We start from the raw sequence: 13,670 nt of genomic DNA, 5'->3' as shown, positions 1-13,670 counted from the left end.
TCTTGCTTTTGTATAGAGCATGGATTGTAAAGAAGACTATAGGTTCATAGAAAGGTAGAGAGAATATGGTTTTTCCTAGCGAACAAGAACAGATTGAAAAATTTGAAAAGGATCATGTGGCCCAGCATTATTTTGAGGTTTTGCGTACCTTGATTTCTAAGAAGTCAGTCTTTGCCCAGCAGGTTGGACTTAAGGAAGTTGCCAATTATCTGGGTGAGATTTTCAAGCGTGTTGGGGCTGAAGTGGAGATTGATGAGACTTACACGGCGCCTTTTGTCATGGCACATTTCAAGAGTTCGCGTCCAGATGCCAAAACCCTGATTTTCTATAACCACTATGACACTGTACCAGCGGATGGGGATCAAGTCTGGACAGAGGAGCCCTTTACGCTTTCGGTCCGCAACGGCTTTATGTATGGGCGTGGGGTTGATGACGACAAGGGTCATATCACGGCTCGTTTGAGTGCTTTGAGAAAATACATGCAGCACCATGATGACCTGCCTGTCAATATCAGTTTTATCATGGAGGGAGCGGAGGAATCGGCTTCAACAGACCTAGATAAGTATCTAGAAAAGCATTCGGATAAACTCCGTGGTGCAGATTTGTTGGTCTGGGAACAAGGGACCAAGAATGCCTTGGAGCAGTTAGAAATTTCTGGTGGAAATAAGGGGATTGTGACCTTTGATGCCAAGGTAAAAAGTGCGGATGTGGATATCCACTCTAGTTATGGAGGAGTTGTGGAATCAGCTCCTTGGTACCTCCTTCAAGCCCTACAGTCTCTTCGTGCCGCAGATGGCCGTATCTTGGTTGAAGGTTTGTACGAAGAAGTACAAGAGCCGAATGAACGAGAATTAGCCTTGGTGGATACCTACGCTCAACGAAATCCAGGGGAAATCAGCCAGATTTATGGTTTGGAATTGCCTCTCTTACAAGAGGACCGTGCAGCCTTCCTAAAACGTTTCTTTTTTGAGCCAGCTCTTAATATCGAAGGGATTCAGTCAGGTTATCAAGGGCAAGGAGTTAAAACGATTTTGCCTGCAGAAGCTAGTGCCAAGCTAGAAGTTCGTTTGGTTCCTGGCCTAGAACCGCATGATGTTCTGGAAAAAATTCGGAAACAGCTAGACAAAAATGGCTTTGATAAGGTAGAATTATACTATACCTTGGGAGAGATGAGCTATCGAAGCGATATGAGCGCGCCAGCCATTCTTAATGTAATCGAGTTGGCCAAGAAATTCTATCCACAGGGCGTTTCAGTCTTGCCGACTACAGCAGGCACTGGGCCTATGCATACGGTATTTGACGCCCTAGAGGTGCCAATGGTGGCCTTCGGTCTAGGAAATGCTAATAGCCGGGACCACGGTGGAGATGAAAATGTGCGAATCGCCGATTATTACACCCATATTGAATTAGTAGAGGAGCTGATTAGAAGCTATGAGTAGAGATATTATCAAGTTAGATCAGATCGATGTGACTTTTCATCAGAAGAAGAGAACCATCACAGCGGTCAAGGATGTGACCATTCACATCCAAGAAGGGGATATCTACGGAATCGTTGGATATTCTGGAGCAGGGAAATCAACCCTTGTACGGGTGATTAATCTCTTGCAAAAACCATCTGCAGGCAAAATTACCATTGACGACGATGTGATTTTTGATGGCAAGGTGACCTTGACGGCAGAGCAGTTACGTCGTAAACGTCAAGATATTGGAATGATTTTCCAGCATTTTAACCTGATGAGCCAAAAGACAGCAGAGGAGAATGTAGCCTTTGCCCTTAAACATTCTGGACTCAGCAAGGAAGAAAAGAAGGCTAAAGTAGCTAAGTTGTTGGACTTGGTCGGCTTGGCAGATCGTGCTGAAAACTACCCTTCACAATTATCTGGAGGGCAAAAACAGCGTGTGGCCATTGCGCGTGCCTTGGCAAATGATCCAAAAATCTTGATTTCAGATGAGTCAACTTCTGCCCTTGACCCTAAGACAACCAAGCAGATTTTGGCCTTGTTGCAAGATTTGAACCAAAAATTAGGCTTGACTGTTGTCTTGATTACGCATGAAATGCAGATTGTCAAAGATATTGCCAATCGTGTGGCAGTTATGCAGGATGGGCATTTGATTGAAGAGGGTAGTGTTCTTGAAATCTTCTCAGATCCTAAACAACCTTTGACTCAAGACTTTATCTCAACAGCCACAGGCATTGATGAAGCTATGGTCAAAATTGAGAAGCAAGAAATCGTACAACATTTGTCTGAAAACAGTCTTTTAGTGCAACTCAAGTATGCAGGTGCTTCAACAGACGAGCCACTTTTGAATGAATTGTACAAGCATTACCAGGTGACGGCTAATATTCTCTATGGAAATATTGAAATCCTCGATGGTACTCCTGTTGGAGAATTGGTGGTGGTCTTGTCAGGTGAAAAAACAGCGTTGGCAGGTGCCCAAGAAGCCATTCGTCAAGCAGGCGTACAGTTAAAAGTATTGAAGGGAGGACAGTAAGATGGAATCATTGATTCAAACCTATTTACCAAATGTTTATAAAATGGGCTGGGCTGGTCAAGCAGGCTGGGGAACAGCCATCTACCTAACCCTCTATATGACAGTTCTTTCCTTCATCATCGGAGGTTTCTTGGGGTTAGTGGCAGGTCTCTTCCTTGTCTTGACTGCGCCAGGTGGTGTCTTGGAAAATAAGGTCGTTTTCTGGATTTTGGATAAGATCACCTCTATTTTCCGTGCGGTGCCATTTATCATTCTCTTGGCAGTCTTGTCACCCTTCTCACACCTAATCGTAGGGACAAGTATCGGGCCAAATGCGGCTATTGTACCCCTATCTTTTGCGGTCTTTGCCTTCTTTGCTCGTCAGGTGCAGGTTGTCTTAGCTGAACTGGATGGCGGTGTCATTGAGGCGGCTCAAGCGAGTGGAGCGACATTCTGGGATATCGTAGGTGTTTACCTATCCGAAGGTCTTCCAGATTTGATCCGTGTGACGACTGTGACCTTGATTTCACTTGTTGGTGAAACAGCCATGGCCGGAGCGGTTGGAGCTGGTGGTATTGGTAACGTAGCCATCGCTTATGGATTTAATCGCTACAATCACGATGTGACCATCTTGGCAACCATCATTATCATTTTGATTATCTTTGCAATCCAATTCTTGGGAGATTTCTTGACCAAGAAATTGAGCCATAAATAAAAAAGAGCCGTTTGGCTCTTTTTTATTGACTAGATTTTCTGCGCAAATTTTTTACTCAAGGCTTGTCCAATTAAGGCACCCAATAGGGCTCCGATGACTACACTTGCAACAAATAGAAGGATGGTTCCAGGATTTGGCGCAACCATGATACGGTCGATATATTCTTGCGATTTTCCTCTTGCCAGAAGGGTAGCCATATAGGCTTTGGGCGTAATCCACATAAGCAAGATTGGTCCTGATGTACTAAAGGCAAAAATAAGGAAAGAAAGGAAATTCTTTGTTTGGTCTTTGTATTTTCCTAGGTTAGCTACTGCATCTGCTAGCAGACCACAGATAATTCCAGGAAGGAAGGCACCGGCACCGTGTTTAGTCCCCAAGAAAAAGAGAGCAATAACAAGGCCGATAGTGGTAATGGCTCCAAAGCGCGGAACTTTTGCGACCAGAATCATATAGACGCTACCGCCGACAAGGGCAGTAAAGGCAGGCGCATAAAACATGTTTCCAGTTTGGTCAAAGAGGTTGCCCAAAAGGACACCAATCCCCATGCAGAGGAAGTAAAGAATTGCAAAAAGCAGTGTAGTTAAGATAGATTTCTTCATGAATTGTCTCCTGATCATTTTTTCACAATTCTCATTGTATCACGGTTTGATGGGATTGTAAATGGGCACTAGAATTTTTTGAAAACGCTTGAAATATGATATAATAGTTTCATAGTTATTTTTAGGAGGATATCATGGGGAGATTTTTAGACTTTGTCTTTAATCGTTTCTTTTTAGGGATGATTGCGACAGCCTTCTTTTGGCTATTAACTTTAGCAGGAGGGATTATCCTTGGTCTAGCGCCGGCTAGTGCCACCTTGATGAGCCTATATGCAGAACATGGTTATAGCTTTCGGGAATACAGTTTGAAGGAGGCGTGGTCTCTTTATAAGCAAAATTTCGTCTCAAGCAACCTGATTTTCTATAGCTTTTTAGGGGTGGATCTAGTTTTGGTCTATGGCCTGTATCTCTTGGTGCAATTGCCTCATCAGACTATTATTCATTTGATTGCGACCTTTTTGAATGTTCTAGTAGTTGCCCTGCTGTTTTTGGCTTATACAGTATCTTTGAAATTACAAGTTTATTTTGACTTGTCCTATCGAAATAGTCTCAAACTATCCTTGATTGGCATCTTTATGAGTCTAGCAGCTGTGGCCAAGGTTCTCCTTGGAACTGTGCTACTTGTGGCAATTGGTTACTATATGCCTGCCCTACTTTTCTTTGTAGGAATTGGGATGTGGCATTTCTTTATCAGTGATATGTTGGAACCGGTCTATGAAAGTATCCATGAAAAATTGGCGACAAAATAGAATGAAGCAGTTTTGGCTACATACGCTTCTAAGAACCTACAGTTCAGTTATGATGATTATTATTGCGAGTTTTGCAATCTTACTCTCTTACGCTGACTGGGATTCACGGGAAAAGGAAGCTCAAAGAGTAGCCCAGCGTGTAACCACTCGAACAGTCGAAGAGGTGGAATATTATTATCGCGAGTCAGCCCAGCTAGCGCAAGATTTAGTAGCCAATCAAGACCGTATACAAGGGGTTTATAAGTACTTTAGCCTGTCAACTTCTGAGTATTTTTATTGGCTGTTGGAGCATCAAGCAGCTTCGTCAACTTCTATTTCTCTGTATGAAAATATCGATGATCTTTATGTCCAAAATGACTATATAACGGATGTTGCAATCGTCTTGCAGGACTTTAAAGAAGTTTATGTTTCGAGCAGAAATGAGAGAGGCGGTCATTCGGTACTTGCGGAAGACTTTAAACCAGAGGCCAATAGTTTTGGAGTGCCTATTTTAGACCCAGCGACGGATCAATCTATAGGGGTTGTTTATATTTCCTTGGATCCAGAAATCTTATACCATGCTGTAGACAATACCCGAGGTCATATCCCGATGGCTGTGACTGTGACATCGCCTTTTGATACGGAGATTTTTCATATTGGTGAGAGGGTCAATAGGGAGCATGAGAATTGGTTTGTTGGTGTGACCTCTCATGGCTATCAGGTTCAGGTGGCAGTTCCCAAAAACTTTGTTTTGCAAGGAACAGTGACTAGCTCTGCTTTGATTGTAGGCTTGAGCCTTCTCTTTATTGTCATTCTCTATCTGACTTTGAGGCAGACCTTTGCCAACTATCAAAAGCAGGTAGTGGATTTGGTGGATTCCATCCAGGCTATTGCCCAAGGGGAGGAAGGTCTTCGTATTGACACACTTGAAAAGGACCAGGAATTGCTCTTAATCGCAGAGACCACTAATGATATGTTGGATCGTTTGGAAAAGAATATCCATGATATTTATCAGCTAGAGCTTAGTCAGAAAGATGCCAATATGCGAGCCCTGCAGGCTCAAATCAATCCTCATTTTATGTATAATACGCTGGAGTTTTTGCGTATGTACGCAGTTATGCAGAGTCAAGATGAGTTGGCAGATATCATTTATGAGTTCAGTAGTCTCTTGCGTAACAATATTTCTGACGAAAGAGAAACCCTTCTCAAACAGGAATTGGAATTTTGCCGTAAATACAGTTATCTCTGCATGGTTCGCTATCCTAAGTCTATTGCCTATGGTTTCAAGATAGATCCAGAGTTAGAGAATATGAAGATTCCTAAGTTCACCTTACAACCGTTAGTAGAAAACTATTTTGCGCATGGTGTTGACCACAGACGGACAGATAATGTGATTAGCATCAAGGTTCTCAAACAGGATGGCTTTGTAGAAATTTTGGTGGTCGATAATGGCCGTGGAATGACGGCAGAAAAACTGGCAAATCTCCGAGAAAAACTAAGTCAGAGACATTTTGAACACCAAGCCAGCTATAGGGCCCAAAGGCAGTCCATCGGGATTGTCAATGTACACGAGCGTTTTGTGCTCTATTTTGGGGATCGCTATGCCATTAGTGTAGAATCTGCGGAGCAAGCAGGTGTTCAGTATCGTATTACCATTCAAGATGAGTAGAAAGGGAGAAAATGTATAAAGTATTATTAGTAGATGATGAGTACATGGTGACAGAAGGTCTGAAGCGTTTGATTCCCTTTGATAAGTGGGATATGGAGGTCGTCGCAACAGCCAGTCATGCCGATGAAGCTCTAGAATATGTTCAGGAAAATCCTGTTAATGTGGTCATTTCCGATGTCAATATGCCAGATAAGACAGGGCTTGAGATGATTAAGGAAATGAAAGAGATGTTACCAGATGCTGCCTATATCTTGCTCTCGGGTTATCAGGAGTTTGATTACGTAAAAAGAGCCATGAACCTTAGTGTTGTGGACTATCTGGTCAAGCCTGTTGATAAGGTAGAGCTGGGAAATCTGCTGGAGAAGATTGCAGGTCAGCTTAGCGAGAGAGGAAAGAAAAGTCAGACTCTCAGTCAAGAGTTAGATGAGGCTGGATTTGTTAGTTATCTAGGAGGTAAGGAGAACTGGTGGATAGGCCTATCCAAGGAAAAACAAGGTTCCTTCACCATTCCCTACTATGTCTTGGGGCAAGACTGGCAGATTTTCATTTCTGACCAACCCCTAGATGGTTTAGTCGTTACTCCCTTTGAAGCCCCTTATCAAGAACACTTTGAACGTTGGAAGCTGAATGCTGAGAAAGCCCTCTTTTACGGCTCTGTAAATCTACAGCAGTCGGAGAGCCTTTTTGCCTACTATGAACCGATTTATCGGGTTATCATTCAGGGAAATCTCAATCAAATCGTAGAAGAGTTAAATCTCTTGGAGAAGGTAGTTCTTGAAAATACACCCCGTGTTCCGATTACCAAACAGCTTTTTATCCAGTTTGTCATGGATGTTTTCCACTTGTTTGAACATCTCAAAGCTGATGATATGACGGATATTGTCAAAACTATTCATGCTATTCAATCCTTCGATGAATTGGTTCCTTATATCAAGGAAACTCTGACTCGCTTCTTTGGGCAATATCGTATGAATGAAAATGTGGTCAGTGTGCTGGAAGTGATTGGGCGTGATTATCAGAAAGAACTTTCCCTCAAGGATATCAGTAAAGATCTCTTTATCAATCCTGTCTATCTAGGTCAGTTGATTAAGCGAGAAACCAATTCGACCTTCGCAGAATTACTAAACAAACAACGCATTAAGGCTGCCCAGCAGCTCTTGCTTTCAACTAGTGACAGTATCGAAGATATTTGTTATGCTGTTGGTTACAGTAATGTTGGATATTTCTATAAAGTGTTCCGAAAATTGTGCGGAAAATCACCAAAAGCCTACCGAAAACAGGTAGAAACGATACTATAAGACTTGTATTCCCTTACAAAAGGTGCTATAATATAAATAATAATATCAGGAGGTTCTATCATGAAAAAGAAACCGATTTATCTATGGGTCTTGCTAATCTTGTCTGCTCTTATTTCAGCTATGTCTCTGTTTGGAATGTTGAGTCCCTTACCTAGCAAAGAAGCTCTTCGTGCCGCTCAGAAACAAGTTGCAGGGGTCAGTGCTCAGCAATTAGAAGACCAGCTTAATTACAACTATGGAGTAGCAGAAGCGTATCATTCTATTTTTAATATGGCCTTGATTGTGCTATCTGCTATTTTAGTGGTCGTAGCGATTGTCTTCCTTATTCGTAAGAATTTGCAATATGCAAACTATACTTACGTTGGCTATGTTTTGTTAGCTATTATCGGTTCGATTTATGGCTATGTTGGTTTACAGGACGCTGTGCAGTTGGTTCAAGATGAGACCATGCGTTTGACAATGAGTATTGGTTCAAAAGCTGTCAGCATTTTCTATATCGTCATTAATATTCTCTTCCTAGCTCTTGTCTTCTATAAGATGTGGCGACAACAGAAAGCCTTGGCTGAAGAAGAGGAAACAGAAGAAGTTGCTTAAGTATTGACAAAAAAGAGCTATCAAGTTACAATCTTGGTAGTTCTTTTTCGATTAAAAATAAAATCATGGAGGAAAATATGAAGACAATTTCTTTAGTTTATATTAGTTTGAGTGGCAATACTGAGAGTTTTGTGACGCGTTTGAAAGACTATCTCTTGTCCCAGTACGAGGGAATAGAGGTTCAAAAGATTCATATCAAGGATTTGGTCAAGGAAGGTCACGATTTCTATGAAATGGACCACCCTTACGTCGCCTTTCTACCGACCTACCTTGAAGGTGGGAATGGCATGGATAATGGAGATGTAGAGATTTTGACGACACCAGTGGGGGATTTTATCGCCTATGGTGACAATGCTAGTAAGTGTTTTGGCGTGGTTGGCTCAGGAAATCGTAACTTTAATAACCAATACTGCCTGACAGCCAAGCAATACAGTCAACGTTTTGGTTTCCCTGTCTTGGCTGACTTTGAAATGCGAGGCATGCTGGAAGATATCAAACGTGTCGCAGCGATTATCGCAGATTTGTATGAGTTGGAAAGGGAGAATTAATACTCAATGAAAATCAAAGAGCAAACTAGGAAGCTAGTCGCAGGTTGCTCAAAGCACAGCTTTGAGGTTGCAGATAGAGCTGACGTGGTTTGAAGAGATTTTCGAATAGTATAAAGTTCTTATAAGAGGTGGTTGAAGTTGTTCAACTGTTTTTTGAGTATAAACAGTCTTTGAGAACGTAAAAAAGCATAAGTTCAGGTCTTCAAAACCTTGTTCTTATGCTTTTTATCATAGAAATATTTACTGAATTTTCTCTTGAAATGAAACCTTATACTCAATGAAAATCAAAGAGCAAACTAGGAAACTAGCCGCAGGCTGTACTTGAGTACGGCAAGGCGACGTTGACGTGGTTTGAATTTGATTTACGAAGAGTATTATCTTCATCTCGCGCTTTGTCGATTATCCTGCTTTTCCGATTGCGAGTGCGTAGATAAAGAAGATGGCGAAGCCAAAGAGGAAAATCAATCCTGCAATGGCAAGGTGTTTGAGCCAAGAAGGAAGATTTTTGTTTTCACGCGTTACCAAGGCGTAGTTCAAAAGAGCGAAGAATGGTGTTGTCAGGAAAGAACCAATCATGGCAAAGCGGAGCATGGTTGAAACCTGACCAGCGAAGAACTTGATAATGACGATACCGATGATAGCAGTGATGGTCATCCAGATATTCAAAGATTTACTACTGTCTTCTTTTTGACTGATTAGCAGTCGGAGAGATTCCTGATTGACACGAGAGTAACCATCGATAACAGTAATAACTGTTCCAAAGATACACAGGAAGGCAATAAAGGTAATCAAGTAACGGGACCATTCGCCAAGAACAGAGGCATACATGCCCACGAATTGAGAGATGTATTTGGCTGAAGCGGCTTCAACTGCTTGCCCTGTAGGATATTGAATCAATGCTCCCAGTGCTACAAAGAACACAGCTAGGATAGCTGTTCCAATATACCCAACGTTAAAGTCGAATAGAGCGTCCTCTGTGTTAAAGTTGACGGTCTTTTTCTTTTCAGCAGACCAAAGTGAGTTGATGGCTGAAATTTCAATAGGAGCCGGCATCCACCCTAAGAGGGAAACGATGAAGGGTAGAGCTGCCATTTGCCAAGGTGTTTTCTCGACAAAATCAGAACTGTATTCTGGATGCTTGACCGCCGCGATGATAACTGCAAGAACAGTTGCAATGGTCAAAGCTGACATGATCCATTTTGCCATGCCGTCTAAGAGTTTGTAGCCTCCAAAGAGTAACATAGCCCAAATGATTGCAACGAGAATGAGGGACCACTGAGTGATGCTAAGACCGATCATTGGGAAGGCGCTGGCGATGATAGCTGAGCACAGAATGGCGACACCAGCTGTGTTGACCATGGCCGAAAAGACATTTAGGATAAAGAAAATCCAGAGATAGAGTTTTCCTTTTTCGGCATAACCTTCAACCAAAGTCTTTCCAGTATCAGCTGTGTATTCAGCACCAAAACGGAAAAATGGATATTTAAAGACATTGGCTAAGATGACCAATAGAAGTAGAGACCAACCGTAAGAGCCACCAGCTTGAGTGGAAGATACAATGTGAGAACCTCCAACAGCAGCAGAAGCCATTAGGATTCCAGGTCCCATTGCTTTTAGTTTACTTGTCCAGGTTGATTGATTTAACGAAATAGCTTGTGACATGATAGATGCTCCTTTTTGAATTTTCAGAATAATCTGGATATGTAATCTATATTCTACAAAAAATTTTGGGAAAATGCAAGAATATTTTGAAAAAAGATAGAAAATTACAGAAAATTCACAAAGAAGATCTGAAAATAACTACTATGATAGAACGGTGCAGCAGGATAAAGAAAAACCGAGAAGTTTCTTTCTCGGATTTGCTTATTATGAGTTTCTTACTTTCTATGCTCCAAGAGTTGATTGATATGGTCCACTTTTTTTGATGCTCTTTTATAGGAAATAGCCCAAATGATGAGGTAAACAATCGCAAACTCGATAATGAGCTGGAGATAGAAGATCCAGTGGAAGGGGAACCAACCTGCTAGAGTTGCTAGTGGGATAAAGCCTACTAGCATGAGGAAGAAATGGGAAAGCGTCGCACGAAGCATGCTCCAGTCACGGCTGAATAATCGCTTGCCAAAGTTGAAGAGCATACCGATGGCTGCCCAGATAAGAGTACAGTAGAGCAAGACCAGGGCACCGTGAACCTGATGTTGAGCCATCACTTGGCCGATGAGAGAGTCGGGACTTAACGGGGCGTAGGTACTTGGTGCATAAATGAGTGAAAAGATGATAGAGAGGATGAGGCCGATAAGAACACCAGTAGCTGCGTCGTGGAAGATTTGTTTTTTCATAGTTCTAATTTCTCCTTGATGGTTTTTAGATAACGGCGTGAAGAGTAGGTGAAGCTTTCGTTTTTCAAGAAAATTTCTACTAGGCCGTTGGGGGTGAGGTTGAGATGAGAGATGGAGTTGATATTGATGATTTCTGATTGGGAAATTTGGATAAAATTGGTTGGCAAGAGTTCAAGGACCTGATAGAGTCGCAAATCAATGCTGTAGGTCTGACTCGCGGTTTCTGCTAGAACCTTCCGATTCTCGATATAGAATCGTTGAATCTTGACAATCTCGACTAGATAGACCTGATTATTGATTTTCCCTTTGATTTTTTCTGTTAGATCCAGATTTTCTGCGAACTCGATGACTTTCTGGATTTTATCTGTCGGCTGAGGTGCTTGAACAATCAGCTTTTCCTCTTCGTAAGTTTCACTAATCTGTAGTTCTACTTTCATAAATTTCTCTCCTTGTTTTTCATACAAAATTAATCTCACTTCTTGTACGTCTTTATTAATACTCTTCAAAAATCAAATTCAAACCACGTCAGCGTCGTCTTGCCGTACTAAAGTACTGTCTGCGCCTAGCTTTCTAGTTTGCTCTTTGATTTTTATTGAGTATACCACTATTTTATGCCCCCTGGCAAGGGACTTTGTCTATGTGGAGGGATTTGGCTTCTATGTGGTGCTAGCTTTTCTGTCCTATCTGAAATATGGTATAATAGCACTAATCAATTTCTAGGAAAACAGATACAGAAAGGGGCTGAAAGATGTCTCATATTATTGAATTGCCAGAGGTGCTGGCAAACCAGATTGCAGCTGGAGAGGTTATCGAGCGTCCAGCTAGCGTTGTTAAGGAGCTGGTAGAAAATGCCATTGACGCGGGTTCTAGTCAGATTATCATTGAGATTGAGGAAGCTGGTCTCAAGAAAATTCAAATCACAGATAATGGTCATGGAATTGCCCACGATGAGGTGGAATTGGCCCTGCGTCGTCATGCGACCAGTAAGATAAAAAATCAAGCAGACCTCTTTCGGATTCGGACGCTTGGTTTTCGTGGTGAAGCCCTTCCTTCTATCGCGTCTGTCAGTGTCTTGACTCTGTTGACAGCTGTGGATGGTGCGAGTCATGGAACCAAGCTCGTTGCGCGTGGGGGTGAAGTTGAGGAAGTCATCCCAGCGACTAGTCCTGTGGGAACCAAGGTTTGTGTGGAGGACCTTTTTTTCAACACGCCTGCCCGTCTCAAGTATATGAAGAGCCAGCAAGCAGAGCTGTCTCATATCATTGATATTGTTAACCGTTTGGGCTTGGCCCATCCTGAGATTTCCTTCAGTTTGATTAGTGATGGCAAGGAAATGACGCGGACAGCTGGGACTGGTCAACTGCGTCAAGCTATTGCAGGGATTTACGGTTTGGCGAGTGCCAAGAAGATGATTGAAATTGAGAATTCTGACCTTGATTTCGAAATTTCAGGTTTTGTGTCCTTGCCTGAGTTAACTAGAGCCAACCGCAACTATATCAGTCTCTTCATCAATGGCCGTTATATCAAGAACTTTTTACTCAATCGTGCTATTCTTGACGGCTATGGTAGTAAGCTCATGGTAGGCCGTTTTCCACTGGCTGTCATTCATATTCATATCGACCCTTATCTAGCGGATGTCAATGTGCATCCAACCAAGCAAGAGGTGCGGATTTCCAAGGAAAAAGAATTGATGGCCTTGGTTTCAGAAGCTATTGCAAACAGTCTCAAGGAACAAACCTTGATACCAGATGCCTTGGAAAATCTTGCCAAATCGACTGTGCGCAATCGTGAGAAGGTGGAGCAAACTATTCTCCCACTCAAAGAAAATACGCTCTACTATGAGAAAACTGAGCCGACAAGACCTAGTCAAGCTGAAGTAGCTGATTATCAGGTAGAATTGACTGATGAAGGACAGGATTTAACTTTATTTGCCAAGGAAACCTTGGATCAGCTGACCAAGCCAGCAAAACTGCATTTTGCAGAGAGAAAGCCTGCTAACTATGACCAATTAGACCATCCGGAGTTAGACCTAGCCAGTCTGGATAAAGTCTATGATAAGCTGGAGCGAGAAGAATCATCCAGCTTCCCAGAGTTGGAATTTTTCGGGCAAATGCACGGGACTTATCTCTTTGCCCAAGGACGAGATGGGCTCTATATCATAGACCAACATGCGGCTCAGGAACGGGTTAAGTACGAAGAGTACCGTGAAAGCATTGGCAATGTTGACCAAAGTCAACAGCAACTCCTAGTGCCCTATATCTTTGAATTTCCAGCGGATGATGCCCTTCGTCTCAAGGAAAGAATGCCTCTCTTAGAGGAAGTGGGCGTCTTTCTAGCAGAGTACGGAGAAAATCAATTTATCTTACGTGAACATCCTATTTGGATGGCAGAAGAAGAGATTGAATCAGGCATCTATGAAATGTGCGACATGCTCCTTTTAACCAAGGAAGTTTCTATCAAGAAATACCGGGCAGAGCTGGCTATCATGATGTCTTGCAAGCGGTCTATAAAGGCCAACCATCGTATCGATGACCATTCAGCTAGACAGCTCCTTTATCAGCTCTCTCAATGTGACAATCCCTATAACTGTCCCCACGGACGTCCTGTTTTGGTGCATTTTACCAAGTCGGATATGGAAAAGATGTTCCGACGTATTCAGGAAAATCACACCAGTCTCCGTGAGTTGGGGAAATATTAAACTAAAAGGAAAA

General features: G+C 42.3%; 13 protein-coding genes. 9 read left to right on the top strand and 4 right to left on the bottom strand.

The features are described from left to right. Positions 1-65 precede the first annotated feature (65 nt). From N8L90_RS05915 to N8L90_RS05905, 3 genes are read left to right on the top strand one after another with little or no spacing between them, the layout of a single operon-like run. A complete protein-coding gene (locus tag N8L90_RS05915) occupies positions 66-1,439 on the top strand; it encodes a M20 family metallopeptidase (protein ID WP_024056869.1) in 1,374 nt (457 codons plus the stop codon). Further along, on the top strand, positions 1,432-2,493 hold the full coding sequence (locus N8L90_RS05910; RefSeq protein ID WP_060627391.1) for a methionine ABC transporter ATP-binding protein: 1,062 nt from the start codon (positions 1,432-1,434) through the stop codon (positions 2,491-2,493). The genes N8L90_RS05915 and N8L90_RS05910 overlap by 8 nt, the downstream gene beginning before the upstream one ends. A gap of 1 nt (position 2,494) precedes the next feature. Beyond that, positions 2,495-3,187 (top strand): methionine ABC transporter permease, encoded by a 693-nt coding sequence (locus N8L90_RS05905; protein ID WP_000444647.1) that lies wholly within the window; start codon positions 2,495-2,497, stop codon positions 3,185-3,187. A gap of 29 nt (positions 3,188-3,216) precedes the next feature. Here the strand turns inward: N8L90_RS05905 and N8L90_RS05900 are convergent, their stop codons facing one another. Continuing rightward, the gene (locus N8L90_RS05900) at positions 3,217-3,786 is read right to left on the bottom strand and encodes an MptD family putative ECF transporter S component (RefSeq protein WP_060805928.1); all 570 of its coding nucleotides are present in this window, start codon (positions 3,784-3,786) and stop codon (positions 3,217-3,219) included. A gap of 134 nt (positions 3,787-3,920) precedes the next feature. On the opposite strand from N8L90_RS05900, the gene N8L90_RS05895 reads away from it, so the two are divergent. From N8L90_RS05895 to nrdI, 5 genes are all read left to right on the top strand, one after another. After that, positions 3,921-4,535, top strand: a complete 615-nt coding sequence (locus N8L90_RS05895) for a YesL family protein (RefSeq protein WP_000532349.1) — start codon at positions 3,921-3,923, stop codon at positions 4,533-4,535. Then, positions 4,513-6,183, top strand: coding sequence for a sensor histidine kinase (locus N8L90_RS05890; RefSeq protein ID WP_314725724.1), 1,671 nt, complete (start codon positions 4,513-4,515; stop codon positions 6,181-6,183). Before N8L90_RS05895 ends, N8L90_RS05890 begins: the two co-directional genes overlap by 23 nt. Before the next feature lie 11 nt (positions 6,184-6,194). Beyond that, complete coding sequence (locus tag N8L90_RS05885) at positions 6,195-7,481, top strand: response regulator transcription factor (RefSeq protein ID WP_261024596.1); 1,287 nt, start codon at positions 6,195-6,197, stop codon at positions 7,479-7,481. 60 nt (positions 7,482-7,541) lie between these two features. Next, on the top strand, positions 7,542-8,075 hold the full coding sequence (locus tag N8L90_RS05880; protein ID WP_060805931.1) for an ABC transporter permease: 534 nt from the start codon (positions 7,542-7,544) through the stop codon (positions 8,073-8,075). Positions 8,076-8,152: 77 nt separating this feature from the next. Further along, a complete protein-coding gene (nrdI, locus tag N8L90_RS05875) occupies positions 8,153-8,623 on the top strand; it encodes a class Ib ribonucleoside-diphosphate reductase assembly flavoprotein NrdI (RefSeq protein WP_261024592.1) in 471 nt (156 codons plus the stop codon). A 399-nt stretch (positions 8,624-9,022) separates the two neighbouring features. Here the strand turns inward: nrdI and N8L90_RS05870 are convergent, their stop codons facing one another. From N8L90_RS05870 to N8L90_RS05860, 3 genes are all read right to left on the bottom strand, one after another. Then, on the bottom strand, positions 9,023-10,285 hold the full coding sequence (locus N8L90_RS05870) for an NRAMP family divalent metal transporter (protein ID WP_000075803.1): 1,263 nt from the start codon (positions 10,283-10,285) through the stop codon (positions 9,023-9,025). A gap of 215 nt (positions 10,286-10,500) precedes the next feature. Continuing rightward, on the bottom strand, positions 10,501-10,959 hold the full coding sequence (locus N8L90_RS05865) for a DUF3021 domain-containing protein (RefSeq protein WP_261024590.1): 459 nt from the start codon (positions 10,957-10,959) through the stop codon (positions 10,501-10,503). Further along, a complete protein-coding gene (locus N8L90_RS05860) occupies positions 10,956-11,396 on the bottom strand; it encodes a LytTR family DNA-binding domain-containing protein (RefSeq protein WP_261024588.1) in 441 nt (146 codons plus the stop codon). Before N8L90_RS05860 ends, N8L90_RS05865 begins: the two co-directional genes overlap by 4 nt. Before the next feature lie 311 nt (positions 11,397-11,707). Between N8L90_RS05860 and mutL the strand changes: the two genes are divergently transcribed. Then, positions 11,708-13,657: a DNA mismatch repair endonuclease MutL gene (mutL, locus tag N8L90_RS05855; RefSeq protein ID WP_023945129.1), complete on the top strand. Its 1,950-nt coding sequence runs from the start codon at positions 11,708-11,710 to the stop codon at positions 13,655-13,657. Positions 13,658-13,670: the final 13 nt, after the last annotated feature.

Source organism: Streptococcus mitis (assembly GCF_946190115.1).
Classification (GTDB): Bacteria; Bacillota; Bacilli; order Lactobacillales; family Streptococcaceae; genus Streptococcus; species Streptococcus mitis_CO.
The sequence above is the reverse complement of the archived record's forward strand: the minus strand, read 5'-3'. Positions and strand labels throughout refer to the sequence as shown.

Excerpts from the sequence above, each read along its gene's own strand:
- mutL (WP_023945129.1), top strand. The coding sequence starts at position 11,708 with ATGTCTCATATTATTGAATTGCCAGAGGTGCTGGCAAACCAGATTGCA.
- N8L90_RS05915 (WP_024056869.1), top strand. The coding sequence starts at position 66 with ATGGTTTTTCCTAGCGAACAAGAACAGATTGAAAAATTTGAAAAGGAT.
- N8L90_RS05895 (WP_000532349.1), top strand. The coding sequence starts at position 3,921 with ATGGGGAGATTTTTAGACTTTGTCTTTAATCGTTTCTTTTTAGGGATG.
- N8L90_RS05905 (WP_000444647.1), top strand. The coding sequence starts at position 2,495 with ATGGAATCATTGATTCAAACCTATTTACCAAATGTTTATAAAATGGGC.
- N8L90_RS05885 (WP_261024596.1), top strand. The coding sequence starts at position 6,195 with ATGTATAAAGTATTATTAGTAGATGATGAGTACATGGTGACAGAAGGT.
- N8L90_RS05890 (WP_314725724.1), top strand. The coding sequence starts at position 4,513 with ATGAAAAATTGGCGACAAAATAGAATGAAGCAGTTTTGGCTACATACG.
- N8L90_RS05865 (WP_261024590.1), bottom strand. The coding sequence starts at position 10,959 with ATGAAAAAACAAATCTTCCACGACGCAGCTACTGGTGTTCTTATCGGC.
- nrdI (WP_261024592.1), top strand. The coding sequence starts at position 8,153 with ATGAAGACAATTTCTTTAGTTTATATTAGTTTGAGTGGCAATACTGAG.
- N8L90_RS05870 (WP_000075803.1), bottom strand. The coding sequence starts at position 10,285 with ATGTCACAAGCTATTTCGTTAAATCAATCAACCTGGACAAGTAAACTA.
- N8L90_RS05860 (WP_261024588.1), bottom strand. The coding sequence starts at position 11,396 with ATGAAAGTAGAACTACAGATTAGTGAAACTTACGAAGAGGAAAAGCTG.
- N8L90_RS05910 (WP_060627391.1), top strand. The coding sequence starts at position 1,432 with ATGAGTAGAGATATTATCAAGTTAGATCAGATCGATGTGACTTTTCAT.
- N8L90_RS05880 (WP_060805931.1), top strand. The coding sequence starts at position 7,542 with ATGAAAAAGAAACCGATTTATCTATGGGTCTTGCTAATCTTGTCTGCT.
- N8L90_RS05900 (WP_060805928.1), bottom strand. The coding sequence starts at position 3,786 with ATGAAGAAATCTATCTTAACTACACTGCTTTTTGCAATTCTTTACTTC.